The 22909-nt window shown below is 71.9% G+C and carries 29 protein-coding genes, 1 tRNA gene and 1 pseudogene; 17 read left to right on the top strand and 14 right to left on the bottom strand.

Features of this window, described 5'->3' with window-relative positions; translation table 11 throughout:
* The 9 genes from IH54_RS47045 to htpX all read left to right on the top strand — a co-directional run.
* A partial coding sequence (locus tag IH54_RS47045) for a hypothetical protein (RefSeq protein ID WP_031519870.1) occupies window positions 1-192 on the top strand: 192 nt, incomplete at its 5' end.
* A complete protein-coding gene (locus tag IH54_RS0123020; protein WP_031519868.1) occupies window positions 189-1151 on the top strand; it encodes a complex I subunit 1/NuoH family protein in 963 nt (320 codons plus the stop codon). The genes IH54_RS47045 and IH54_RS0123020, both read left to right, overlap by 4 nt.
* A gap of 3 nt (window positions 1152-1154) precedes the next feature.
* Window positions 1155-1736, top strand: coding sequence for a NuoI/complex I 23 kDa subunit family protein (locus IH54_RS0123015; protein ID WP_031519866.1), 582 nt, complete (start codon window positions 1155-1157; stop codon window positions 1734-1736).
* Window positions 1733-2413, top strand: a complete 681-nt coding sequence (locus tag IH54_RS0123010) for an NADH-quinone oxidoreductase subunit J (protein ID WP_031519864.1) — start codon at window positions 1733-1735, stop codon at window positions 2411-2413. The genes IH54_RS0123015 and IH54_RS0123010 overlap by 4 nt, the downstream gene beginning before the upstream one ends.
* Entirely contained in the window at window positions 2413-2814 is a 402-nt protein-coding gene (gene nuoK / locus IH54_RS0123005; RefSeq protein ID WP_031519862.1) for an NADH-quinone oxidoreductase subunit NuoK, read from the top strand. Before IH54_RS0123010 ends, nuoK begins: the two co-directional genes overlap by 1 nt.
* Window positions 2811-4844 carry an NADH-quinone oxidoreductase subunit L gene (locus IH54_RS0123000; RefSeq protein ID WP_031519860.1) on the top strand — a complete coding sequence of 678 codons (2034 nt, stop codon included), beginning with the start codon at window positions 2811-2813 and terminating at the stop codon, window positions 4842-4844. The genes nuoK and IH54_RS0123000 overlap by 4 nt, the downstream gene beginning before the upstream one ends.
* Window positions 4845-4853: 9 nt before the next feature.
* Entirely contained in the window at window positions 4854-6419 is a 1566-nt protein-coding gene (locus IH54_RS0122995) for a complex I subunit 4 family protein (protein ID WP_031519858.1), read from the top strand.
* Complete coding sequence (locus IH54_RS0122990; protein WP_031519855.1) at window positions 6419-7981, top strand: NADH-quinone oxidoreductase subunit N; 1563 nt, start codon at window positions 6419-6421, stop codon at window positions 7979-7981. Before IH54_RS0122995 ends, IH54_RS0122990 begins: the two co-directional genes overlap by 1 nt.
* A 114-nt stretch (window positions 7982-8095) precedes the next feature.
* Window positions 8096-8953, top strand: a complete 858-nt coding sequence (gene htpX / locus IH54_RS0122985) for a zinc metalloprotease HtpX (protein WP_031519853.1) — start codon at window positions 8096-8098, stop codon at window positions 8951-8953.
* Window positions 8954-8995: 42 nt separating this feature from the next.
* Here htpX and IH54_RS0122980 read toward each other — a convergent pair whose 3' ends face one another.
* On the bottom strand, window positions 8996-9400 hold the full coding sequence (locus tag IH54_RS0122980) for a YccF domain-containing protein (RefSeq protein ID WP_031519850.1): 405 nt from the start codon (window positions 9398-9400) through the stop codon (window positions 8996-8998).
* A 204-nt stretch (window positions 9401-9604) separates the two neighbouring features.
* Here IH54_RS0122980 and IH54_RS45645 point away from each other — a divergent pair, with 204 nt between their 5' ends.
* Window positions 9605-9847, top strand: a complete 243-nt coding sequence (locus IH54_RS45645) for a hypothetical protein (RefSeq protein ID WP_159012011.1) — start codon at window positions 9605-9607, stop codon at window positions 9845-9847.
* 69 nt (window positions 9848-9916) lie between these two features.
* A complete protein-coding gene (locus IH54_RS0122975) occupies window positions 9917-10378 on the top strand; it encodes a peroxiredoxin (RefSeq protein WP_063762352.1) in 462 nt (153 codons plus the stop codon).
* 88 nt (window positions 10379-10466) lie between these two features.
* Here the strand turns inward: IH54_RS0122975 and IH54_RS0122970 are convergent, their stop codons facing one another.
* On the bottom strand, window positions 10467-10955 hold the full coding sequence (locus IH54_RS0122970; protein ID WP_031519845.1) for a YajQ family cyclic di-GMP-binding protein: 489 nt from the start codon (window positions 10953-10955) through the stop codon (window positions 10467-10469).
* Window positions 10956-11169: 214 nt separating this feature from the next.
* Between IH54_RS0122970 and IH54_RS0122965 the strand changes: the two genes are divergently transcribed.
* A tRNA-Tyr gene (locus IH54_RS0122965) sits at window positions 11170-11251 on the top strand.
* Between the two features lie 282 nt (window positions 11252-11533).
* Complete coding sequence (locus IH54_RS0122960) at window positions 11534-11938, top strand: hypothetical protein (protein WP_031519843.1); 405 nt, start codon at window positions 11534-11536, stop codon at window positions 11936-11938.
* Between the two features lie 91 nt (window positions 11939-12029).
* On the opposite strand, the gene IH54_RS0122955 is transcribed toward IH54_RS0122960, so the two are convergent.
* The 8 genes from IH54_RS0122955 to IH54_RS0122920 form a co-directional block, all read right to left on the bottom strand.
* Entirely contained in the window at window positions 12030-13403 is a 1374-nt protein-coding gene (locus tag IH54_RS0122955) for a tyrosine-type recombinase/integrase (protein ID WP_031519841.1), read from the bottom strand.
* Entirely contained in the window at window positions 13400-13612 is a 213-nt protein-coding gene (locus IH54_RS0122950) for a helix-turn-helix transcriptional regulator (RefSeq protein ID WP_052397757.1), read from the bottom strand. The genes IH54_RS0122955 and IH54_RS0122950 overlap by 4 nt, the downstream gene beginning before the upstream one ends.
* 175 nt (window positions 13613-13787) lie before the next feature.
* Window positions 13788-14084 (bottom strand): DUF6303 family protein, encoded by a 297-nt coding sequence (locus IH54_RS0122945; RefSeq protein ID WP_031519836.1) that lies wholly within the window; start codon window positions 14082-14084, stop codon window positions 13788-13790.
* A 23-nt stretch (window positions 14085-14107) separates the two neighbouring features.
* A complete protein-coding gene (locus tag IH54_RS0122940) occupies window positions 14108-14674 on the bottom strand; it encodes a hypothetical protein (RefSeq protein ID WP_031519834.1) in 567 nt (188 codons plus the stop codon).
* Between the two features lie 24 nt (window positions 14675-14698).
* The gene (locus IH54_RS0122935) at window positions 14699-14926 is read right to left on the bottom strand and encodes a hypothetical protein (RefSeq protein WP_031519831.1); all 228 of its coding nucleotides are present in this window, start codon (window positions 14924-14926) and stop codon (window positions 14699-14701) included.
* A 20-nt stretch (window positions 14927-14946) separates the two neighbouring features.
* Window positions 14947-15135, bottom strand: a complete 189-nt coding sequence (locus IH54_RS0122930; RefSeq protein ID WP_031519829.1) for a hypothetical protein — start codon at window positions 15133-15135, stop codon at window positions 14947-14949.
* 30 nt (window positions 15136-15165) lie between these two features.
* Window positions 15166-15417 carry a hypothetical protein gene (locus IH54_RS0122925; RefSeq protein WP_031519827.1) on the bottom strand — a complete coding sequence of 84 codons (252 nt, stop codon included), beginning with the start codon at window positions 15415-15417 and terminating at the stop codon, window positions 15166-15168.
* A 129-nt stretch (window positions 15418-15546) separates the two neighbouring features.
* Window positions 15547-17643, bottom strand: a complete 2097-nt coding sequence (locus IH54_RS0122920) for a cell division protein FtsK (protein ID WP_199923448.1) — start codon at window positions 17641-17643, stop codon at window positions 15547-15549.
* A 65-nt stretch (window positions 17644-17708) separates the two neighbouring features.
* Here IH54_RS0122920 and IH54_RS0122915 point away from each other — a divergent pair, with 65 nt between their 5' ends.
* On the top strand, window positions 17709-18068 hold the full coding sequence (locus IH54_RS0122915) for a hypothetical protein (protein WP_159012009.1): 360 nt from the start codon (window positions 17709-17711) through the stop codon (window positions 18066-18068).
* Window positions 18069-18436: 368 nt separating this feature from the next.
* Here the strand turns inward: IH54_RS0122915 and IH54_RS0122910 are convergent.
* Window positions 18437-19216: pseudogene (locus tag IH54_RS0122910) on the bottom strand (hypothetical protein); the annotation flags it as partial.
* Window positions 19217-19236: 20 nt separating this feature from the next.
* A complete protein-coding gene (locus tag IH54_RS0122905) occupies window positions 19237-19518 on the bottom strand; it encodes a hypothetical protein (protein ID WP_159012007.1) in 282 nt (93 codons plus the stop codon).
* A gap of 189 nt (window positions 19519-19707) precedes the next feature.
* On the opposite strand from IH54_RS0122905, the gene IH54_RS0122900 reads away from it, so the two are divergent.
* Complete coding sequence (locus IH54_RS0122900) at window positions 19708-20496, top strand: GntR family transcriptional regulator (protein ID WP_031519814.1); 789 nt, start codon at window positions 19708-19710, stop codon at window positions 20494-20496.
* Between the two features lie 5 nt (window positions 20497-20501).
* On the top strand, window positions 20502-21257 hold the full coding sequence (locus IH54_RS0122895) for a glycosyltransferase family 2 protein (RefSeq protein WP_420711797.1): 756 nt from the start codon (window positions 20502-20504) through the stop codon (window positions 21255-21257).
* A 153-nt stretch (window positions 21258-21410) separates the two neighbouring features.
* On the opposite strand, the gene IH54_RS43520 is transcribed toward IH54_RS0122895, so the two are convergent.
* Together IH54_RS43520 and IH54_RS0122890 are read right to left on the bottom strand one after the other, a co-directional pair.
* A complete protein-coding gene (locus tag IH54_RS43520) occupies window positions 21411-21716 on the bottom strand; it encodes a hypothetical protein (protein WP_078862447.1) in 306 nt (101 codons plus the stop codon).
* Window positions 21717-21831: 115 nt separating this feature from the next.
* Window positions 21832-22587 carry a GntR family transcriptional regulator gene (locus tag IH54_RS0122890; RefSeq protein ID WP_031519809.1) on the bottom strand — a complete coding sequence of 252 codons (756 nt, stop codon included), beginning with the start codon at window positions 22585-22587 and terminating at the stop codon, window positions 21832-21834.
* 79 nt (window positions 22588-22666) lie between these two features.
* On the opposite strand from IH54_RS0122890, the gene IH54_RS0122885 reads away from it, so the two are divergent.
* Window positions 22667-22909, top strand: a complete 243-nt coding sequence (locus IH54_RS0122885) for a hypothetical protein (RefSeq protein ID WP_031519807.1) — start codon at window positions 22667-22669, stop codon at window positions 22907-22909.

The raw sequence follows: 22909 nt of genomic DNA, 5'->3' as shown, positions 1-22909 counted from the left end.
TCCCCGACCCCGGACGCCCCCTGGCAGCGCCCCGCCCGCCCGGAACGCCCCGCCCCGGAGGAGCCCGAGGCCCCGAAGCCCGCGGCCGAACCGCCCGCCGAGCCCGAGGCCCCGAAGCCCGCGGCCGAACCGCCCGCCGAGCCCGGGCCCGCCCCGAACGAACCGCCCGCCGAAGGAGGTGACAGCGCATGAGCGACCCGCTCGACGTCGTCCTGCGCCTCGTCGCCGTCCTCGTCGTCTTCCTGGTCTTCCCGCTGCTGGTCGGGCAGACCGAGCACAAGGTCATGGCGCACATGCAGGGCCGGCTCGGCCCGATGTACGCGGGCGGCTTCCACGGCTGGGCGCAGCTCGTCGCGGACGGCGTGAAATTCGCCCAGAAGGAGGACATCGTCCCGGCCGACGCCGACCGCCGGGTCTTCCAGCTCGCGCCCGCGGTGGCGCTGCTGCCGTACCTGCTGGTCCTGATCGCCGTCCCGGTGGGCCCCAACGGCTTCGTCGGCGAGGCGGTGGACGCCGGGCTGATCTTCGTCCTGGCCGTGATGGGCGTCGGGGTGCTCGGCTCGCTCATGGCGGGCTGGGCGTCGGCCAACAAGTTCTCGCTGCTCGGCGGCCTGCGCACGGCCGCCCAGCTGCTGGCGTACGAGCTGCCGATGCTGCTGGCCGCCGCCTCCGTGGCGATGGCGGCCGGCACCCTCTCGCTGCCCGCGATCCTGGACGGCTACCACTGGTGGTGGACGCCCTGGCAACTGGTCGGCGGCGTCGTCTTCTTCACCGCGGGCCTGGCCGAGCTGCAGCGCCCGCCGTTCGACATGCCCGTCGCCGACTCCGAGATCATCTTCGGCGCCTACACCGAATACACCGGCCTGCGCTTCGCGCTGTTCCTGCTCGCCGAATACGCCGGGATCGTGGTGCTGTGCGCCCTGACCACGGTGCTCTTCCTCGGCGGCTGGCACGGCCCGGGCCCGGACGGCATCGGCTGGGTGTGGACGCTGCTCAAGACCGCGCTGCTGTCCTTCGTCGTCATCTGGCTGCGGGTCAGCTACCCGCGGCTGCGCGAGGACCAGCTGCAGAAGCTCGCGTGGACCGTGCTCATCCCGCTCGCCCTCGCCCAGATCGCCCTCACCGGCGTCGTGAAGGTGGTGACCGCGTAAGCCATGGCGCCCGCGTCCCGTATCCCCGGATCCGGCCTCGCCAAGGGGCTGGCCGTCACCCTGCGCACCCTGACCCGGCGCACCGTCACCGCCCAGTACCCCGACGCGCTGCCCGACCTGCCGCCGCGCAGCCGCGGCGTCATCGCGCTGTTCGAGGAGAACTGCACGGTGTGCATGCTGTGCGCGCGCGAGTGCCCGGACTGGTGCATCTACATCGACTCGCACAAGGAGACCGCGCCGCCGGCCGCCCCCGGCGGGCGCGAGCGCAGCCGGAACGTCCTGGACCGTTTCGCGATCGACTTCTCCCTGTGCATGTACTGCGGTATCTGTATCGAGGTGTGCCCCTTCGACGCGCTGTTCTGGTCACCGGAGTTCGAATACGCGGAAACCGACATCCGGGACCTCACCCACGAACGCGACAAGCTGCGCGCGTGGATGTGGACGGTGCCCGAGCCGCCCGCGCTCGACCCCGCGGCCGAGGAGCCGAAGGAGATCGGCGCCGCCCGCAAGGCCGCCGAGAAGGCCGCGGCCGCGCGTGACACCGGCGGCACCGGCGGGGCCGCCCCCGGGGACGGCCCCGCGTGAACCACTCCTACGTCTACCGTGCCGCCGCCGCGTCCCACCCCGGCTTCCTCTCCCCGACCGGCATCGAGATCACCTTCGTCCTGGTGGGCCTGGCCACCCTGGGCGCGGCCGTGCTGACCGTCACCACCCGGCAGCTCGTGCACGCCGCGCTGTGGCTGGTCGTCGCCCTCGGCGGCACGGCCGTCGAGTACCTGCTGCTCACCGCGGAGTTCATCGCCTGGGTGCAGGTCCTCATCTACGTCGGCTCCGTCGTCGTCCTCCTGCTCTTCGGCCTGATGCTCACCAAGGCGCCGATCGGCCGCTCGCCCGACGCGGACTCCGAGAACCGGCTCGTCGCCCTCGGCGTCGCGCTCGCCTCCGCCGCCACCCTGGTGTGGGTGGTGCTGGACGGCTTCCGCAGCAGCTGGATCACCCCGCACGCCCAGCAGGGCACGGACACCGAGGGCGAGCCCGTCACCGTCAAGATCACCAAGGGCTCCACCCGACTCACCGGCGAGAGCCTCTTCCGCTACTGGGTGCTGCCCTTCGAGGCCCTGTCGGTGCTGCTGCTGGCCGCGCTGGTCGGTGCGATCGTGCTGTCCCGCCGCGGCAAGGCGGCCCCGCCCGCCCCCGGCGCGATCCCCGGCCAGGCGGCTCCCGCGGGCAAGGCCGCGCCCCAGCCCGAGGAGCAGCGCTGATGCACGTCGCCTACCCCGCCGTCCTCGCCGTCCTCCTCTTCTGTGTCGGTCTGTACGGGGTGCTCGCCCGGCGCAACGCGATCCTCGTCCTGATGTCCGTCGAGCTCATGCTCAACGCCGTCAACCTCAACCTCGTCGCCTTCGACGCCTGGCTCGGCGACGCGCTGCACTCCGGCCAGGCGCTCACCCTCTTCACCATCACCATCGCCGCCGCCGAGATCGGCCTGGGCCTGGCCATCGTGCTGCTGGTCTTCCGGCACCGCGGCACCTCCGACATCGACCGGCTCACCGCCCTCGCCGAACCCCCGCCGCAGGGCGGCCCCGGCGCCGGACCCCAGCCGCCGGACACGTCGCCCGCGGGTGCCACCGCCGGCGACGGGAAGGCAGAGGCCACCGCGTGACCCTGACCGCCATCGCCGCGCTCGTCCCCCTGCTGCCCTTCCTGGGCGCGGCCGCCGGACTGCTGCTCGGCCGGCGCGCACCCGGCTTCGTCCGGCCGCTCGCCGTCCTGCCCACCGCGGCCGCCTTCGTGCTCGCCGCCGTCACCGCCGCCCGGCAGGGCACCGGCGCGCCCACCGACGCCTCCCACCGGCTGACCGTCACCGGCTCGGTGCCGATCGACCTCGCCCTGCACCTGGACGGCTTCTCGGTGCTGATCGCCGTCCTCGTCGGCCTGGTCGCCACCTGTGTGCAGCTCTACTCCGTCTCCTATATGCGGCACGACGCGCGCTACCCGTCGTACGCCGCGCTCGTCTCGCTCTTCACCGCGGCGATGCTGCTGGTCGTCTACACCGGCGACCTGATGGTGCTGCTCGTCGGCTGGGAGGTCATGGGCATCTGCTCCTACTTCCTGGTCGGGCACTACTGGGAGACCGAGGCCGCGCGCGCCGCCTCGCTCAAGGCCTTCCTCGTCACCAAGCTCGGGGACGTCCCCTTCCTCCTCGGGGTGTTCGCGCTCGCCGCCGACGCGCACACCTTCCGGATCACCGGCATCCTCGACGCGACCGCGCACGGGCAGCTCCACCACCCGACCGTGATCGCGCTGCTGCTGCTCGCCGGGGTCGCCGGCAAGTCCGCGCAATTCCCGCTGCACACCTGGCTGCCCGACGCGATGGCCGGCCCGACCCCCGTCTCGGCGCTCATCCACGCCGCCACGATGGTCGCCGCGGGCATCTACCTGGTGGCCCGGCTGCTGCCGGTCTTCACCGCGTCCGCCGCCGCGCTCGCCGTCCTCGCCGTGATGGCCGCCGTGACGATGGCCGGCTCCGCGCTCGCCGCCCTCGCGCAGGACGACATCAAGCGCGTGCTCGCCTACTCCACGATCGGCCAGCTCGGCTACATGGCCGGCGCACTGGCCGTCGGCGACCGCGACGCCGCCGTCTTCCACCTCCTGTCCCACGGCGCCTTCAAGGCGCTGCTCTTCCTGGCCGCGGGCGCGCTCATCCAGATCTCCGGTACCAACTCGCTGGCGGCGATGTCCCGCATGGACGACCTGACCCGGCGCGCACCCGACGTGCGGTGGACGATGGGTATCGGCCTGGCGGCGTTGGCGGCGCTACCGCCGTTGTCCGGCTTCTTCTCCAAGGAGTCGGTGCTGCGCGCCGCCGAGCACGCCTCGGAAGGGCGGGTGGCCCACGTGCCCTCCGCCGTGGGCTGGACCGTCCTCGTCGCCGGGCTCGTCACCGCGCTGCTCACCGCCGCCTACGCCACTCGGCTCTTCCTGCTGGCCGGGACACCTCCGCTTGCGCGGAGGGGACGTGACCAGCGCGGAGACGACCCCGCGGTATCCGCGCCCGCGGCCGGCCGGGCCGGGGTGCCCGCCGTCATGACCGGCGTGCTGTGGGTGCTGGCCGTCCCCACCGTCGCCTTCGGCGGCCTGGCCTACCGCGAGCTGCCCGACTGGTTCGGCGGCGCCCCGCTCGGCCCGACCCTGCTCACCTCCCTCCTCGGCACCCTCCTGGCCCTCGCCGGGGTCGCCGTCGTCTACGCCGTCTGGTCCCGCGCGGCCGCGACCCGCCGGGCCGTACCCGCCGGAGCCGTCGTCACCGCCGACCCCGACGACGAGCCCGCGCTCGTCGAGGCCGAGGCGATCGCGACGCACGAGGAGATCTACGGCGACATCGCCGCCGCCGACGACCCCGCCGACCCCGGCCGCAAGCTGCTCGGCCCGCTGCACCCGCTCGCCGCGCACGGCTTCCGGCTGGACGCCGTCTACAGCGCGCTGTTCGTCCGCCCCGTCCTGGCCGCCGCCTCGCTCGTCCGCTTCCTCGACCGGCAGGTCGTCGAGACCTACGTCCGCGGCGCGGGCGGCACCCCGGGGCTGCTCGGGGCGGCCGTGCGCAAGGCCCAGAGCGGGAACGTCCAGACCTACCTCAGCGCGCTGCTGGCCGGTGCCGTGGTGCTCGCCGTCCTCGTCGCCGTCGGAGGCTGAGAGAAACCCGTGAACGACACCGCCCTCCAGTACGTCCTCGTGGCGCTCGTGGCCCTCCCGCTGCTCGGCGCGGCCGGCGCCCTGCTCCCGCCGCCCCCCGGCCTGAAAGGCCGCGGCCCCGACCAGGCCGTCCTGCGCCACGGCGTCACCGTCACCGGCGCCGTCCTGATCCTCGCGATCGTCCTCGCGGCCGGCTTCGACCACGACCACCCCGCGAAGATGCAGGCGAGCACGGACGTCAGCTGGATCCCCGCGCTGCGGATCCACTTCCACCTCGGTGTCGACGGCATCTCGCTCCCCCTTCTCGTCCTGACCGCGCTGCTGACCTTCCTGTGCGCGCTCTACTCGTACTTCCACCTGCCGGCCGGCGGCTCGGCGAAATCCTTCGTCGCCCTGCTGCTCCTGCTGGAGACGGGCACGCTGGCCACCTTCGCCGTCCTCGACCTGATGCTCTTCTTCCTGGCCTTCGAGACGGTCCTCGTCCCGATGTACTTCCTGATCGCCCGCTGGGGAGGCGGCGACCGCGAACGCTCGGCCCTGCGCTTCATCGTCTACACACTCCTCGGCTCCGTGATCATGCTGCTCGGCCTGCTCCTGATCGGGATCAAAGCGGGCACATTCGACATGGTGGCACTCGCCACTGACAACGGGTCACAGCTCGGTCACTCCACGCAGGTCATCGCCGTTCTCGCGATCGGCGTCGGCCTCGCGATCAAGGCCCCGATGTGGCCCCTGCACAGCTGGCTCCCGGACGCCCACACCGCCGCCCCCACCGTCGGCTCGGTGCTGCTCGCGGGCGTGCTGCTCAAGATGGGCACGTACGGCCTCGTCCGCATCGTGCTGCCCGACACGCCGGGCGGCATACAGACGTTCGCCCCCTACCTGGCCGCCTTCGCGGTCGTCGGCATCGTCTACGGCTCGCTCGCCTGCCTCCAGCTCGCCCGCCAGGGCAACGGCGGCGACCTCAAGCGCCTCATCGCCTACTCCTCCGTCGGCCACATGGGCTTCGTGCTCCTCGGCATCGCCTCCCTGAACCCGACCGGCGTCAACGGCGCGCTCTTCGCCAACATCGCCCACGGACTCATCACCGGCCTGCTCTTCTTCCTCGTCGGCGCGCTCAAGGACCGCTACGGCACCTCCGACCTCGACCAGCTCGCCGGCCGCACCGGCGCCGCCCTCTACGGCCGCGCCCCGCGCCTGGGCGGCCTGCTCGCCTTCGCCGCCGTCGCCTCGCTCGGGCTCCCGGGCCTGGCCGGCTTCTGGGGCGAGATGCTCGCGATGTTCGGCTCCTTCAAGCCCGCCGCCGACCTCAGCCGCCCCGCGTACCTGGTCTTCACCGCCGTCGCCGCCTTCGGCACCCTGCTCACCGCGGCCTACCTGCTCACCGTCGTCCGCCGGGTCTGCATGGGCGACAAGGAGACCGCCGAGCTGCGCCCCGCCCTCGCCGACGTCCGCGGCTACGAGTTCGCCGCCTGGACGCCGCTGGCCGCCCTCACCGTGCTGGCCGGGCTCTGGCCCGCGGCCCTCCTCGGGCTCACCGACCCGGCCGTACGCTCCCTGCTCGGAGGCCACTGATGGCACCCGCCCACGTCCCGGCCCCCGCCCTCACGCAGGCCGCAGGCTTCGCGCAGCACGTCGACTGGACCCCGCTCGGCCCCGTCCTCATCCCGGCCGCCCTCGCCGTCGCCGTCCTGGTCGCCGACCTCTTCCTCCCGCCCGCCCGCAAGGTGCTGCTCGGCTGGATCACCGCGGCGGGCCTGCTCGCCGCCGGACTCGCCCTCGTCCCGCTGCGCGGCGGCCCCAGCGCGACCTTCTGCCGGACACAGAGCCTGAGCCCGCACACCGCAGACTGCTCCTACGTCACCGACCACTTCACCCTGGCCGTCCAGGCACTGGTGCTCGGCGGCGCGCTGCTCACCACGCTGCTGTCGATCAGCACCCTGGACGAGATGCCCGCGGGCGAATACTGGTTCCTGCTGCTGTCGTCCGTCACCGGCGCCGCGCTGCTCCCCGCCTCCCGCGACCTGGCCACCCTCATCGTCGCCCTGGAGGTGACGACGCTGCCCGCCTTCGCGCTCGTCGGCCTGCGCCGCGACGACAAGCACTCCAGCGAGGCCGCGCTCAAGTTCTTCCTGACCTCGGTCACGGCCACCGCGGTCGCGCTGCTCGGCGTCAGCTTCGTCTACGCCTCCTCCGGCACCCTCTACCTCTCCCAGGCGGGCGTCACCCTCCCGCTCACCGACGCCCGCGCCCTCTACACCGTCGCCCACGTCGGGGTGGCCCTCACCGTCGTCGGCTTCGCCTTCAAGCTCGCCGTCGCCCCCTTCCACTTCTGGGTGCCCGACACGTACGCGGGCGCGCCGCTGCCGATCGCCGCGTACCTCTCGGTCGTCGGCAAGGCCGCGGGCTTCTCCGGGCTGATCCTGCTCACGGTCGTCGCCTTCCGCCCGTACGCGGACGCATGGGGCCCGGCGATCGGGGTGCTGGCCGCGCTCACGATGACCGTCGGCAACGTCGGCGCCCTGCGGCAGCGCCCCGACGCCTCCCGCGGCGCCGTACGCCTGCTGGCCTGGTCGTCGATCGGGCAGGCGGGGTACCTGCTGGTGCCGATGGCCGCGGCCGCGTCCGCCGACAGTCCGGCGCACGAGATCGGCACCACGGTCGCGTACGCGCTCATGTACGCGGTGGTCAACCTCGGCGCCTTCGCCGTCGTCGCCCTCGTCGAGCGCACCGCGCCGCTCAGCCGGCTCGCCGACTACCGCGCCCTGTACGCACGCCGGCCCGCCGCGGCCCTCGCGCTCGCCTTCTTCCTGCTGTGCCTGGCCGGGCTGCCGCCCGGCGTGATCGGGCTGTTCGCGAAGGTCGCCGTCTTCTCGACGGCGGTCGGGACGCAGCACGGCTGGCTCGCGGTGGTGATGGCCGTGAACGTCGTCATCGCGCTCGTCTACTACCTGCGCTGGACGGCCCTGCTCTTCGCCCGCGCCCCGGAGCCCGCACCGGCGGCCGCGGGGGAGGCCACCGCGGTCCGTACGCCCTTCGCGCTGGGCGCCGCGGTCGCGCTCACCGCGGCCGCGGGCCTCGCGCTGTCAGGCGCCCCGCAGCTCGTCCTGCGCTTCGCGCAGGGCAGCCTGCTGTGAGCACCCGGAACGCACAAGGGAACTAGCGCCCGCCGGGTGGCGTTGAGCAGGACAGGAGGTTTTCCTTAGGGGGAGGTCCCCCGGGGCACACACCGCAGAATGTGGAGGGCGCACGTGCACCGCCGGCACAACGGGTTGAAGACCGCCGTACTCCTCGGCGGCCTGTCCGCACTCATCCTGGTCATCGGCAGCTTCTTCGGCCGCACCGGGCTCATCGTGGCTCTCGTCATCGCCCTCGGTACGAACGCGTACGCGTACTGGAACAGCGACAAGCTGGCGCTGCGCGCGATGCGCGCCCGGCCGGTCAGCGAGATCGAGGCGCCCGCGCTCTACCGGATCGTGCGCGAGCTGTCGACGACCGCCCGGCAGCCCATGCCGCGGCTCTACATCTCGCCGACCGACGCGCCCAACGCGTTCGCCACCGGCCGCAACCCGCGAAACGCCGCGGTGTGCTGCACGGACGGCATCATGAGCATCCTCGACGAGCGCGAGCTGCGCGGCGTCATCGGCCACGAGCTGAGCCACGTCTACAACCGCGACATCCTCATCTCGTCGATCGCGGGCGCGCTCGCCTCCGTGGTGATGTTCCTGGTCAACTTCGCGTGGCTGATCCCGGTCGGCCGCTCCGACGACGACGACGGCCCCGGCATCCTCGGCATGCTGCTCATGATGATCCTCGGCCCGCTCGCCGCGTCCCTCATCCAGCTCGCCGTCTCCCGCTCCCGCGAGTACGAGGCCGACGCGTCCGGCGCCCGCCTCACCGGTGACCCGCTCGCGCTCGCCTCGGCGCTGCGCAAGCTCGACGCGGGCACCAAGCAGCTGCCGCTGCGGCCCGAACCGCGGCTGGAGACGGCGAGCCACATGATGATCGCCAACCCCTTCCGGCCCGGCGACGCGTCGAAGCTCTTCTCCACCCACCCGCCCATGGCCGAGCGCATCTCCCGGTTGGAGGAGATGGCCGGCCGCCGCTGACCCGTCCGGGGGCCCTCCCCCCGGACGTACGGCACCTACGGCTCAGCGGTAGGCGAAGGCGCCCTCGTCGGAGGGCACGATCTCGCGGCCCAGCGGCATCAGCGAGACGGGGATGAGCTTCAGGTTCGCCCAGCCGAACGGGATGCCGACGATCGACACGAACAGCGGGATGCTGGTGAGCAGGTGCCCGAGCGCCAGCCACCAGCCCGCGAAGACCAGCCAGATCACGTTCCCGACGAAGGACGGCGCCCCGGCGTCCGGCCGCTCCACCGTCGTCCGCCCGAAGGGCCACAGCACGTAGCCCGCTATCCGCAGCGAGGCGATGCCGAACGGGATCGTCACGATGAGGACGAAGCAGATCAGCGCCGCCACGACGTAGGCAAGCGCCATCCACAGCCCGCAGAGGACGAGCCAGATCACGTTCAGAACGAGTCGCAACACACTCATGGCCTGCACCTTTCCAGGTCCGTACGGCTCCATGCGCCCACTTCGTCCAGTATCGGGCCGCGCACTGACAGAGGGAAACGGAAGCGGCGCGCAGCGGTGCGGTCCGTGACGGCTGGGATGGCTGGTTTTGACGGTCGCGCGGGGCTCCGCGGGCGGCGCCCGGTGGTGCGCAGTGGGTCGCGCCCGTCAGCTGCCGTCACCGCGGTGCGACCCGCGGGCGCTGGTCGGACGGCTGCCCATGACGAGGCCGCCGGCAGGTCGTACGCACCCGCGACCCCGACGCCCCCCGCTCCCGCGTCCTGGCCCTCACCGGCGAGGGGCGCGCTGCGCTCCAGCCGGTGGATCCGGCCATTTCCCACCGCGGACGCCCGGCTCGCCGCGGGCCTGACCGGCCCCGAACGCGCCCGGCCCGGCGCCCTGCTCGTCGCACTGCTGTGCGGCGGCTGAACTTCCCGGCGCCCGGCGCCGTACCATCGCCGGACAGGCCAACGCGGCCGAGACGTCGAGGAGATGGCCATGGGCACCCTGCAGGTCGGCGACAAGGCACCGGACTTCACCCTTCCCGATCAGTCGGGGAAGCAGGTGACGCTCAGCGGCATCCTGGGCGAGAAGGTCGTGGTGCTGTACTTCTACCCCAAGGACAACACGCGCGGCTGCACCGCCGAGGCGTGCAGCTTCCGCGACAGCTACGAGAGTTTCGTCGCCGCGGGCGCCGAGGTGGTCGGCGTCAGCTCGGACTCCGTCGCCACCCACGAGGGCTTCGCCGGGCGCCACGAGCTGCCGTTCGTCCTGCTGTCCGACCGCGGACGCGAGGTGCGCAAGCTCTACGGCGCCTCGGCGCTCGGCCTGCTGCCGGGCCGGATCACCTTCGTCATCGACAAGGAGGGCGTCATCCGGCACGCGTTCTCGTCGATGACGAACATCGGCGGGCACATCGACGACGCGCTGAAGGTCGTCCGCGAGCTCCAGTCGCAGTAGCCGGGCGCGCCGCGGGTACCCGGCGTGCCGCGGCGTGCCGGGCTCCTGAAGGGGGGCGCCGGGCTCGCCCGGCGCCGGCCGGTACCGCCTACCGGTAGTTCACGAACTGCAGCGCGAAGTCCAGGTCCTTGCCCTTGAGCAGCGCCTGCACGGCCTGCAGGTCGTCCCGGCTCTTCGAGCTGACCCGCAGCTCGTCACCCTGCACCTGGGCCTTGACGCCCTTGGGACCCTCGTCCCGGATGATCTTCGCGACCTTCTTGGCGTTGTCCTGCGAGATCCCCTCCTCGATGGAGGCGAAGATCTTGTACTCCTTGCCGGACAGCAGCGGCTCACCCGCGTCCAGCGCCTTGAGCGAGATCCCCCGCTTGACCAGCTTGGTCTCGAAGACGTCCAGGATCGCCTTGACGCGCTCCTCGGAGTTGGCCTCCATGAGGATCTTCTCGCCCGACCACGAGATCGAAGCCCCGACGTTCTTGAAGTCGTAGCGCTGCGAGATCTCCTTGGCGGCCTGGTTGAGGGCGTTGTCGACCTCCTGCCGCTCGACCTTCGAGACGATGTCGAAACTGGAGTCGGCCATCTTCAGTGGGCTCCTTGATGTGTTCCATCGGCGATCACGTCGACGGCCCGTTCCCCGAACCGTCCCCCACCAGCCTAGCCACCGCCCGCCCACCCCCGCACCGACCCGATCCCCTGATCAACCCGGTGGCGAACCACCCCCCTCCATCAGGTATCGTTTACCCCGTCGCCAAGGACCCCGCACTGCGCGGACCACGTCCCAGGCGGCATCCCATGGCGGTATGCCCGAGTGGCCAATGGGAGCGGACTGTAAATCCGTCGGCTTAGCCTACCGTGGTTCGAATCCACGTGCCGCCACATGGAGAAGGCCCCTGACCAGCGATAATGCTGGGCGGGGGCCTTTCTCGATATATCGAGGCTCCGAGTCAAGTCCCACCCGGAGCCGTCCTGTCCCATCGTTTCCCGGCGTGCGTGGACGAGACGTGGACGGCGCACCCTCGGCTGACCTGGGCATACGTAATGCCGTCCGGGCGGGGGTCCGATGCCTTCGACCCGCGGCGCCGGGGCGACCCACTCGGCGATACTGGCAACCCCACACGTTCCGGTTGCTGGGACGATGTCGCTGCGGAGGTGCAGGCCGTGTCCTGGCCGACTGTGATCATCCTTGCGCCCACGGGGCGTCGACCGATGCTCGAAGGGCGGTTCCGTTCCTTTGAGCTGGAGCCGGAGCCCCTTACGGGAGACGAGAGGATCTACTGGCACGGCTACTCGTACTCCGTAGATCTTTCGGGCGGGATCCTGGCGGAGTATGAGTCAGACGAGCTTGAGCTGGTGACGACCCGAATCGGCGAGCCGTATGGGGTCTGTGTCTCGTGCGAGTCCATGGACGCGGCCCAGGCCTTGCTCCGCCATGTTCTTGATGGGTTCGACGGTCTCATCGACACCAACCATGGAGAGATCCTGGGGGCGGACGAGTTTCTTGCGCTGCTGGACGAGCACCCGGCGTGGGATTGGCGTCGTCGGCCCAGTACAGCCCTGCGATAGAGCGTCTTCCACCCGCCGACCAGACGAGGACGGCGGAATGGAGGACGATCCGCGTTCGCAGTGCACGGGTGCCATGCAGGGCGGACAAGGGTCAGAACGTTGCCCTGCGCTGAGCGAGGCGGGCGGAGATCTTGGCGTTCGCCTCGTCGTCGCCGCCCTTGAGGAACTTCGCGTAGAAGCGGAAGAGGACGGCCACGCTCTGGCCGGCGCGGTGGGCGACGAGCTGCGGCTCGACGCCGGAGCTGAGCCAGGTGGAGACGGCTGCGTGGCGGAGGTCGTAGGGGCGTTTCGCGAGCTTGGTCTTCAGCTCGTCGGGGGAGAGGACAGCTTCGCGGGCACGGCGCCAGACCTCGCCGTAGCCGCTTTCCTGGATCATGCCGCCGCGGGCGGTGCGGAAGAGACGGCCGTCGGGCGCGTAGCCGTAGACGGTCACGTGCCAGCGGAGGATGGCGACCAGTTCGGGTGGGATCGGCACCCAGCGCACGGCCTTGCGGGGCCGGTGCTTGAGGCCCTTGCGGTCGTGGGCCTCGCCGGAGTCCGTCCAAGAGCGGCCGGCGCGGGGGCGGGTCTCGGACAGGCGGAGGTTGCCCCAGCCGTGGCGGGGGAGCCGTACGTCGTCGCGGCCCAGTCCGACGATCTCCGCCGGACGCGCGCCGCTGTAGTAGAGGCAGGCGAAGAACGCTCGCAGGTGGCGGCCGCGCTTTCCCTGCTCGGCGACCGCGTCGAGGAGCGCCGCCGCCATCTCCGGATCAGGCACGCACTCGGGGTCGAGCTCGTCCTCCACCTGCTCCGGAGGGCTCCACCGGAGCTTGTGCAGCGAGTTTTCCTTGAGGAGGCCGTCCTCGACGGCGATTTCAAGGGCCTGGTGGAAGACGGCCCGCTTGCGGTGGATGACCGACGCGGCCGAGGTCTTTCCGTCGAGCCGCCGTGCGCAGGCGTTGAGGGCCTTCCGTACGGTCGGCGCCTCGGCCAGCGCCGAGACGGGCAGGGACTTCTTGGCGTACCAGTCGAGGACGCGCCGGACGTCGTCCGGAGGCTCCGCGTCCCACAAGTTCTTGTTGAACGCCCACCCGTAGAGCGCGCGCCGCGCGACCCTGGCATCGGGCATTCCCTTGGTGTCCTTGACGAGCGCGACGGTGACCGTGGCCATCGCCTCGGCGAGGCCGACGCGGGTCTTTCCGGGGGCGTCGTCCCACTTGAGTTCCATGTAGTTGCGGGCGTGCTGGTAGAAGGTGATGTCCTTGGCCTGCTTGACCATGGATTTCGGCAAGCCGCTCTCGACGTCGAAGGCCTCGCCGGCACGGGCGGCCGTGACGAGTTCGGCCTTACGGCTCTCCGCCAGGCCGGAGGTCAGGAACGACTCCGCGTGCGGCTGCGTTCCTACCTGCCAGCGGAGCTGGTACGGCTTGCGGTACGGCCGCTTGCGGATCGCCCAGATACGCACGGTGTAGCTCCACTCGGTCACGCTTCCTCCATCTCGCGGAGGAACTCGTCGAGTTCGCTGCGGCGTACCCGCAGGTGGCCGTTCGGCAGCTTGTGCACTCGGGGTGCCACGCCGCGGTTGCGCCAGCGGTACCAGGAGGCCCGGGTGATTCCGAGTTCGTCCAACACCGCCGACAGCGGCAGCAATTCGTCCTTCGGGGGGTTGTGGCGGCGCCGGTAGTGGGTGCTCATCGCTGGCCCCCGCGGCGGGAGCGGGCGGACACCGGGCTGTTGGGCAGAGGCCCGAAACGGGGCGGCCGATCGATGGCGTAGGGCATGCTGAGGGCACCTCCTGTGCCTTGCTGGGTCGGGAGGGCCGGGGCGGCGGGTTTCCTTGGCGGATTGGCCGTCGCCCCGGGTTGAGCGATCAGGAGTGGCGCGAGTCGTTCGGCGAGACGGTCGTGGTCGCGACGAGGGCGATGACGCCGGTGGGTTCGCCTTCGAGCGGGGTCTCCATCCACTCCCACGCGGTGTCCGCGGTGAGCGGGGCGTAGCCGAGGCTGGCCAGGGCCTTGGCGCGGGCGTCGAGGGTGGGGATGCCGTCGCCGACGGGGAAGGGGGCGGTGGGCCAGCGGGCGGTGTCGGGGAGGGCGACGAAGACCTGCCATTCGGTGCCGTCCCAGGACTGGATCATGTGGGCGCGGAGCGCGCGGGTGTACGGCAATGCGGTCCCTTCGGTGGCGCGGGTCAGTGCGTGTGCAGGAAGCCGTGGGCGGCGGCGTGGCGGATGAGGTGGTGGAGGGAGCGTTCGGCCTGCTCGCCGTAGGCGGTGGCGGCGTCGGGTCGCTCGGCGTCGGTGGCGGTGCGGAGGCGGGTGTGGAGGGCGGCGAGTTCGCGGGCTCCGGCGGTGGTGGTGAGGGAGGCGGCGAGGTCGGGGAGGTCTGCGAGGACGTAGCGGCCGGCGGTGTCGCGGGGGAGGTCGACGTGGTGGGGGCGCTCGGCGCGGAGGACGGCGGCGAGGGCCTGGGCGGCGCCGTGGGCGTAGCCGAGGGCGGCGTTGGCGTACAGCTCGTGCGTGCGCTGCTCGGCGGCGGCGTAGAGGTGGGTGAGGTGGCGTAGGGCCTCGTCGTATGGCCGTACTGGCTCCGTGGTGCCGGGGACGGCGAGCAGGCCGGGCAGCGGGACGAGGCGGGTGGGGTCGACGGCGCGGGCGGCGTGCACGGCGGCGGTGTGCGCGGCGCGCAGTTCGCGGGCGGCGGCGCCGAGGGCGTGCACGCTCGCGGTGAGGTCGGCGTGCCAGGTGGTGTCGGTCATGGGTGCTCCGTTCGGGAACGGCCGTCAGGCCAGCGGGTTGAAGCCGTTGCCGGCGCGGCCGAGGAGGGTGCGGAGGTCGCCGCCGACGGCGGCGAGCCGCTGCTCGACCGCCCGCCACGACTCGGCGTCGATCGCCATGAGCGCGGTGATGGCAGTGGGGGCCTGGCCGAGTTCGAGGGCGGTGAGCGCGTCGCGCAGGTCGGCGAGGGCCATGAGGGAGATGCGGGGTGCGGGGGCGGGCTGAAGGGTCATGAGCGGGACCTCCCTGCTGGTCACTTGGACGGGATGGCGTCGCGCAGCGCGGACATGAACTGGTCGACGGTCGGGGCGGCGTTGCTGCGCGCGAGGTAGAAGCCGAAGAGCAGCGCGACGACGGCGGCCCCGGCGGTGAGCGCGCGGTAGCGGAGCAGGAGGCCGAGCAGGGCGCCGAAGACGACGAGGGCGGAGATGCTGAAGACCATGGCAGTGCCTTCCTGATCGGGCGGGTGCGGTCAGCGGGTGCCCTCGCGGTGCAGGCGGGTGGCGGCGTTGTAGAGGTGCCGGCCGATCCGGATGCGCTGCCCGTATCCGCGGCAGCGGCGGCACTCCCGGCCGCGGACGATGCGCCCGCGCCGGTTCTGCCGGATCATGAAGCCGAAGCCGCCGCAGCGACGGCACGCGCCGTACGGGCTGAGCGCGCAGAGGGCGGCGTAGCCGAGCGTGGCGAGGAGGGCGAGGGCTATAGCGGCGCCGAGGGAGGACATGACGGCCCCTTTCCGGGCGGTGGAGCGCGTGCGGAGGGTGGGCTGCTAGCGGCTAGGGGCCAGGTGGGAGGCCATGTGCGGCGCTAGCGGGGGCGCTAGACCTAGCGGGGTGCGGTGCTAGCGCGCGGGCTACGCGGCGGCGCTGCCGCCGTCACGGTGCGCGATTGCTGCGGCGATGTCGGTACGGCGCACGCCGCGGCGGTTGGCGCCCTTGCCGTCCTCGGTCGTGCCCCAGACCTGGACGGTGCGGATGCCGTACGGCCTGAGCGCGGCGGCCAGTTGCTCGGGGCTCCACGCGGCGTAGACGTCGGGGCGGAGTTCGGCGAGGCGGGCGATGACGTCCTCGCTCCACGCCTTCGCCTTGCGGGGCGGGAGGGCGGCGGCGACGTCGGCGAGGAGGTCGTACGAGGCCGCGCTCGGCTCGGGCGTCTCGCCGAGGGCGTGGCCGCTCAATCGGCCCGCGAGCCTGCGCAGCTCGTAGGCCCGCGCGGCAAGGGCCTCGGCGGCGGGCGCGTCGACGTACACGGCCCGGACGACGCGCGCGTCCGCGCCTTCGCCGACGAACCAGCACACGCCCTTGTCCGCCCACGCCAGCGCGGTGGCGCGGATGCCGCGCTTGTACGAACCGGTGCCGAGGACCATGTCGTTCTCGATCTGGCCCATGACCTTCAGGCACCACCGGAGCGTGGCGTTCGCGGAGATGCCGGTCGGCAGCGACTTCGAGTCGGGCCGCTGCGTGGCGAGGAGCAGCGTGATGCCGAGCGCCGGGCCGCGCTTGACCAGGTCGGTGCAGTGCTCCTCGAACTCCGCACCGTGCTTGGGGTGCTCGAACCACACCTGGCACTCGTCCACGCCGATCACGATGGGGTGCAGGCCGAGCGTCCGGCGGTCGGCGAGCGCGGAGGTGACCTTGGATTCCGGGCACAAGTCCTTCGGCAACTCGCGGATGACCTTGGCCCGGCGACGCAGCTCGACGCGAAGATCACGCAGATCTTGGAGGGCGTACGCGATGTCGTCCTCCTCGTCGCCGGCCCGGTAGCGGTGGGCGACGCGACCAGGCGCGGCCAGGTCGCCAGTGCCCTTGAGGTCGTAGGCGTGGATCTCGGCGCGCGGGTCGAGGCAGGCGATGAGCAGGAGCAGCCGCAGCAGGAACGTCTTGCCCATTCGCGGGACGGCGCCGACGATCCCGGACACGTACATCAACGACTGCGCCACCCACCGGCCGCGCTGGTCGGTCGCGAACGGCTGCGGCGTGAAGAGGTCGAGCCGCTTGGCGTCCAGCAGCGGCCACTTCGGCTGCCGGGTCTGCGACATGTCCTGGTCGCCGACCCACAGCCGGAGCCGTCCGGTGTGCTCGTCCGGCACGGCCTCCGGCCATACGCAGCCGAGCGGGCGCCGCAGGCCCGAGGCCAGCTTCTCCCGCCGGTCGACGACATCCGTGACCGTCACGCCGTACGGGAGGTCGCCGACGGCGAGCCAGCCGGGCCCGTCGCGGGTGATGGGCGCGGTGAAGGCGAAGCCGGGGGAGCCTTTGGCCTGGGCCTGGTTGATGGCGGGGATACCGAGGGAGCCGAGTGCTCGCACAACGATATCGCTGGTGAGCCTGGTCGCCCGCGGGATTTCCACAGCCCTGTGGACAACCGGATCGTCGGCCGGTTGACCCACGCGGCCCAGTCCCAGCACCGCCACCGGCACGGCCAACGCCAAAAGCCATGTCGACGCGAGGACGTACGCCACCAGCGCCGCGACCGGCCCGGCGACCAAGGCCGCAACCCCGACGACCGTCCGCCAACGCACCCGCCGGTCCCGCTGCCGCGACAGCTTCAGGTACTCTTCGATGTCCTCCCGGCTAGCCGCAGCCTGCCGCAGCGGCTCCCCCTCGGCGTCCACCAGCCACCGCAGCGCCCCACCGACGAAGCGGGCGGCACCGCGCGGCGCGCGCAGCGTGAGCCGGAGCGCGTACCAGGGCGCCCGGACGGCGTGATACGCGGCGACGTGCCCGGCGTACGCGACCACGCCCCGCCCGGCGTCCCGGAACTCCTGCCGCGAACGCAGCCACGCGGGAACCACGGCCCGGCGCTTGGCGCCACGTGCGCGGGCGAGGAGGCCAGGCCCGGTTGGACTGGCGGTCGGGCTGTCGACCAGCGCATGGACGTCCGGGTCTTCGGCCCTGCTGCCGACCTGAAGTAACACCCTGCTCTCGGGGTGCGGTTTGCTCTGGTTCATTCGCAAGTCCCCCTCAGACGGGATGGAGCGTCGGCGGCAGATATGAGGCGTCTAAGCTGCGGCTTGTGAAGGTGGTGGCCACGCGGGAGAGCGTCGCGATGGGGGACGACGTCCTCGCTCCGCACGAAGGGACATGGGAGCTGCCAGAGCAGCTCGGCATCCCTGGTGTGCTCGCCGCGCTCGAACTGGACCGGTATCTGCCGGTGGTCGGGCTCTCCACCTGGGTGGCGCGAGGCCCCGACGGCGCTGCCCTCGCTGTGGTGGCACGGCGTTGGCGGAAGCCCCGGATGTTGCCTGGGGCGCGGGATGACGTGGCCGGCCTGATGGACGCAGACGGCGTCGCCCGCTTGTACTTCGAGTACCGAGCCCAGGCCGACCCCGACGTTATCTACGACGACCTTTGTGAGGCCCAGGGCCAGCCGTAGAGGTGAGTGGCACCCCTGAACCGCAGTGGCCGTCATCGGGAACCGTTCACCGGACGCGGCCCGCGTTCGATGTCGAGCCGGGTGAACACGCTGTGCACGTAGCTCGGCGCGCGCGTCGCCCGCCGGGCTGTTTCGCGAACAGTGAGGCCATTGGCCCAGCCCGCTTCGATCGCGGCGAGGGCGTCGGCCGTGTCGAGCTTGCCGGGTGCCTGTTCAGGCGAACGGGCTTCGGCGTTCACCCTGTCCACCTGCAAGAGGTCGGTGAACAGCGCCGGGCGGTACCGCCGGATCGTCGCCGTCGCGTTGGCCATCTCCTCGCGCACCTGGCCGGCCAGCGCGGACGCGACCGGGTCGGGCGCGAAGCCGACCCACGGCGACGGCAGCTCGACGGTGGCGAGAGCGGCGGCGTTGCGCCGGGCGCCGAGCTGGGCGAGGAGGGTGCGCCGCTGCTCGGGATCATTGCCAACCGAGGCTCGCCCGACGGCTATCGATAGGCGGCGCGCTATGCGCCGCCCACGTCGCCGGTCGCGGCGTTCCGGGCTGATCTCCGCCAGCCGCGCGGCGAGTGTGACCGCCCGCGCGGTGGCCCGGTCACGGGTTATCTGGGCGGCATCCCGCCGCCGCTCGGCAACGCCCAGCCGCGAGAGCAGCCGCTCGCGTACCTCGCGGGCGACGAGCGCACCGAATCCGTTGGACGACGCATCGGGCCGCCGGTGCCGCAGCTCGATGCCCATGGCCAGGTGCCAGAGAACGGCGGCCATGACCGGCCCGATCACTGCCCGCACCGTCCCGCCGACCGGTCCCGACTCGGCATACGCGGGGATGATCTGCACTCCCGCAATCGCCCAGGTCAGCGCACCGGGAGCGCCAGGTGCGCCGTTCGGGCCGTTGAGGTTCTGCCGCGCCATGAGCGCGGTCGCGAAGAGTGCCAGCTCGGCGGCTGCGAACATTGCCGCGCGTTCCGCCGCCCCGGCGACGTTGAGGTAATCGGCGGCGAACCGCCAGGAGGTGTCCGCGCTGTACGCCGTGCAGACGGCGGCGGCGAGCGCGGTCACCCTCACCGCTGGCGTACCTCGCCGCAGACCCCTGGCCAGCACCCACACCAGCCCGAGGCCGGCGAGCGCGGCGGCGCCGTACGTGGCCCGCACGTCGAAGTGACCGGCGGGGATCACGCCGCCTCCCCCACCTGGCGCCGCTCAAGGACCACGACGACCGGCCCGGCGGCCGTCAGCAGCGCGAATCGGGCGTGCTCCCGAGCGACGGCGTCGTGCACGCCCTCCCGCAGCAGCTCGGCGAGGATGTCGCGCGCCGCAGCGAGCCGGGCGGCCCGCTCGACGGCGGGCTCGTCACGGTCGGTCGGCCCGCGGAAGAGGTCGAGGTAGAGGTCGTCGCCGCCGCGTAACGCGGGGTCGACGTCACCGCCGGAGAGGCGGTCTCGGGTCGTACACACGGAAACTCCCAGGTCGGACGTGGCGAGGGACGTGCTCGGGTATGCGCAACTCATCAAGACCTCAAGAGATCATGTCCTCAAGTCCTCTTGATGAGTAGTCAGCGCTATGAACCCGCACTCCTCAACTCGTCAAGACCTCTTGAGGACTTGCTATGCTGAGGCCCGCCCGACGATCAGGACGGTGAGCCGGTGGCCAAGGCGTACGAACGGATCGCAGACGATCTCCGAGACCGCATCCGCGCAGGTGAGCTGGCCCAGGGCGACCGCCTCCCGTCGGAGACGACGATGGCGGACCACTACGGCAACTCCCTGCCGACCCTTCGCCAAGCGCTCGGGCTGCTCCAGGCCGAGGGCCTGATCGAGAAGCAACACGGCCGCGGCAACTTCGTCCGCAAGCTGCGGACCCCCGTGCTGCGCACCAACCTCCGCCACCAGTGGGAGAAGGACCGCGCCCTCGAACCCGAGGACCAGCGCAAACAGACCGGCGCGACCGAGCACGACACCGGCCTCGACATAGACGATCTGGTCTTCCACGCCGAATACGACGAGGTCGAGGCAGGCGAGGAGCTGGCCGAGATCTTCGACGTCCCGGTCGGCACGGTCATGGTCGAGCGCACCTACCGCACCCGCTACCGGGCCGAGGAGCACCCCTTCAGCCTGGTCGAGTCCTACCTCGTACGGGACATGGTCGCCGCCAACCCCGCCCTCCTCGATGCGTCGAACGAGCCCTGGCCCGGCGGCACGCAGAACCAGCTGCACACCATCGGCATCGAGCTGGACCGGATAGAGGAACGCGTCCTCGCCCGCCCGCCGTCCCCCGACGAGGCGTACGAACTGGGCCTCCCCTCGGGCTCGGCCCTGCTGATCCTCGGCAAGACGTCCTACGACACGACCGGCCGCGTCGTGGAGCACTCCTTCGTCCGCCTGCCGGCCGACCGCACGGAACTGACCTTCGTCACCCCACTGGAAAGGTGGTGACCGCGGTGGCGGATCGCCGGGAGCGCCGCATAGACGTCATCACGGCCGTGCACGCCCCGTCGGCGCCGTACCTCGCGGACGCGTACAAGTCGCTGTGCGCGCAGGAGCTGCCCGAGGGCTGGGAGTGGCACTGGATCGTCCAGGAGGACGGATTCAGCGACGCCGTACGCCCCCACGTGCCGGACGACCCGCGCGTCACCTTCCACCAGGGCCGCCCCGGCGGCCCCGGCGTGACCCGCACGTTGGCGCTGGCGTACACGTCCGGCCCGTACGTGAAGGTGCTCGACGCTGACGACCAGCTGACCCCCGGCGCCCTGGCCCGCGACCTCGCCCTCCTCGAAGCCGACCCCGCCCTCGGCTGGACGACCTCCCGCGTCCTGGACCTGCTCCCCGACGGCTCGACGGCCGGCTTCGACGGCGACCCGGACGACGGCCCCCTCGCCCGCGGCGTGGTCTTCGACTACTGGAAGGCCAACGGCTACCGCGCCCAGGTCCACCCGGCGACCCTCTTCACCCGCCGCGACCTCCTCCTCGCCCTGGGCGGCTGGATGGCCCTCCCCGCCTCCGAGGACACCGGCCTCCTCCTGGCCCTCAACGCGGTGTCCCCGGGCCACTTCACCCGCGAGTACGGCCTCCTTTACCGCAAGTGGGAGGGCCAGGCCACGGCCCAGGCCAGCCACACGGACGCGGCCGAGCGCGACGCCCGCATGGCGGTCATTCAGGCCAGAGCCGAGGTACTAGCCCGCCAAACGGACTTGTAGCAGGCCAGGGCTGCCGCCGTGCGCCTGACATGTGCTCGGTGGGCGAGCGCGGAGTGTCGCACCCGACGGGCTTGACGGGGCTACGTCTGCCGGACTTCGGACGAGTGTCGGAAGGCGTGAAGTCCGGACCGGGTGAGGCTTCATAGCCGATGGTCAGTAACGAAGCCGCGCCTGTGACCCGTTGATGTGCAGTACACAGTTTCTGAACACTCGCAACGGTGGGGCCTGGCTGTCAGCCTCAGCCGGCCTGAGTTCCAGGCCCTGAAGCGGCTTGATCGCGGCGACGAACTGAGATCCGTCCGGGTCCGGGGATCTGGCGGCCGCCAACGCCTCGAACAGTTCCCTCTCGTTTTCCCAGCCAGGGCCAGGGGTGAAGCGCGCGAGGAAGAAAGGCTGATCGCAGCCGTACTCACTGAGCTCACCAACGAGGACGGCTTCCCGCCAAAGCTGCCACTGCACCTTGCCCCCCGGCCCTGCCTAGCCCAGTCGGAACCCCACCATTGTGGTGCTCAGCGACGGGGCCAACCACCCAATTCGTGACGTGCCAACCCTGGCGCGCCCAATGGGCGACGGTTCACGGAGAGACCGGCACCTCGTAGACGATCTCGCACACGGATGAGGGCACCACCACGTCCGCCGTCTCCACCGCCCGCCCGTCCTCGGCGTAGTACGTCCGCTGGATGTGCGTGGCCAGTGTGCCGCGCTGGACGCCCAGGAGCGTGGCCTCCTCCGGCGTCACCGCCCGCGGCTCCGGCCGCTCCACCGCACGGGTCACGGTGACGCCGATCTCCGCCATGCGGCGGACGACGCCGACGCCCGCGTGCGGACCGGCCTCCGGGAGGACGACGAGCGTGCCCGCCGTCAGGGCGTACGGCTCCCAACTCGTCGACAACTGCACCGGCTTGCCATCCGCCAGGAACTCGTACGCCGTGCGCACGCACAACTCACCCTCGGCGATGCCGAGTCGGGTGGCGATGTCGGCCGGGGCCGGCACCTTCGCTTCGGTGCGGCTCTCCCACGTCCCGCGGCGCCCGAGCGCCGCCATGTCCGCGGCGAAGGGCGAGCCGCCCGCCTGCTCGCGGTAGAGGGAGCGCACGATGCGCAGCCGTTCGCGTGGCTCGGCCACGTACGTTCCCGAGCCGGCGCGGCCCTCCAGGACGCCCACGGAGATCAGCATCTCCTGCGCGCGCCGTATGACGTTCTCGCCGACCCCGTACTCCTGCCCCAGCTCGGCGCGCGAGGGCAGGCGGTCGCCGGGCGTCCACTCGTTGCTCGCGATCCGGGCGCGGAGCAGGTCGGCGACGCGGAGATACGGCGGCTGGTCAGGCATGTGGACAATCTAGTCCACTAGCTCTAATCTAGTTAACTAGCTTCACTGAGAGTGCCCAGTCGGCAACGGAGGACGCCTTGTGCCGCCACGCGACGCCTGTACCGCGGACCTCATTGCCCGTCTCGTCGCCGCAGGTCTGGCGCCCGAGGTGACGGAGTACGCCGATCGGACGGTCGTCGAGGCCCACCTTCCCGGCCCGCTCTCCGAGGAGGCATGGCCGGACGTGCTCGCCGCCCTGGAGGACGCCGACGAGTTCGGCTCGTCCGACGGCGGGACCGGTCGGCGCATCTGGGCCGTCATCCGACGCACGCAACTGCCGTAG

Origin of the sequence: Streptomyces sp. NRRL F-5123 (genome assembly GCF_000721495.1) — a bacterium.
Lineage (GTDB): Bacteria > Actinomycetota > Actinomycetes > Streptomycetales > Streptomycetaceae > Actinacidiphila.
The sequence above is the reverse complement of the archived record's forward strand: the minus strand, read 5'-3'. Positions and strand labels throughout refer to the sequence as shown.

What these genes read in the sequence shown, in the direction of transcription:
- IH54_RS0123020 (WP_031519868.1), top strand. Translation starts at nt 189, where the DNA reads ATGAGCGACCCGCTCGACGTCGTCCTGCGCCTCGTCGCCGTCCTCGTC.
- IH54_RS0123015 (WP_031519866.1), top strand. Translation starts at nt 1,155, where the DNA reads ATGGCGCCCGCGTCCCGTATCCCCGGATCCGGCCTCGCCAAGGGGCTG.
- nuoK (WP_031519862.1), top strand. Translation starts at nt 2,413, where the DNA reads ATGCACGTCGCCTACCCCGCCGTCCTCGCCGTCCTCCTCTTCTGTGTC.
- IH54_RS0122990 (WP_031519855.1), top strand. Translation starts at nt 6,419, where the DNA reads ATGGCACCCGCCCACGTCCCGGCCCCCGCCCTCACGCAGGCCGCAGGC.
- IH54_RS0122980 (WP_031519850.1), bottom strand. Translation starts at nt 9,400, where the DNA reads ATGAGTGTGTTGCGACTCGTTCTGAACGTGATCTGGCTCGTCCTCTGC.
- IH54_RS0122975 (WP_063762352.1), top strand. Translation starts at nt 9,917, where the DNA reads ATGGGCACCCTGCAGGTCGGCGACAAGGCACCGGACTTCACCCTTCCC.
- IH54_RS0122970 (WP_031519845.1), bottom strand. Translation starts at nt 10,955, where the DNA reads ATGGCCGACTCCAGTTTCGACATCGTCTCGAAGGTCGAGCGGCAGGAG.
- IH54_RS0122950 (WP_052397757.1), bottom strand. Translation starts at nt 13,612, where the DNA reads ATGAGCACCCACTACCGGCGCCGCCACAACCCCCCGAAGGACGAATTG.
- IH54_RS0122940 (WP_031519834.1), bottom strand. Translation starts at nt 14,674, where the DNA reads ATGACCGACACCACCTGGCACGCCGACCTCACCGCGAGCGTGCACGCC.
- IH54_RS0122935 (WP_031519831.1), bottom strand. Translation starts at nt 14,926, where the DNA reads ATGACCCTTCAGCCCGCCCCCGCACCCCGCATCTCCCTCATGGCCCTC.
- IH54_RS0122930 (WP_031519829.1), bottom strand. Translation starts at nt 15,135, where the DNA reads ATGGTCTTCAGCATCTCCGCCCTCGTCGTCTTCGGCGCCCTGCTCGGC.
- IH54_RS0122925 (WP_031519827.1), bottom strand. Translation starts at nt 15,417, where the DNA reads ATGTCCTCCCTCGGCGCCGCTATAGCCCTCGCCCTCCTCGCCACGCTC.
- IH54_RS0122920 (WP_199923448.1), bottom strand. Translation starts at nt 17,643, where the DNA reads ATGAACCAGAGCAAACCGCACCCCGAGAGCAGGGTGTTACTTCAGGTC.
- IH54_RS0122890 (WP_031519809.1), bottom strand. Translation starts at nt 22,587, where the DNA reads ATGCCTGACCAGCCGCCGTATCTCCGCGTCGCCGACCTGCTCCGCGCC.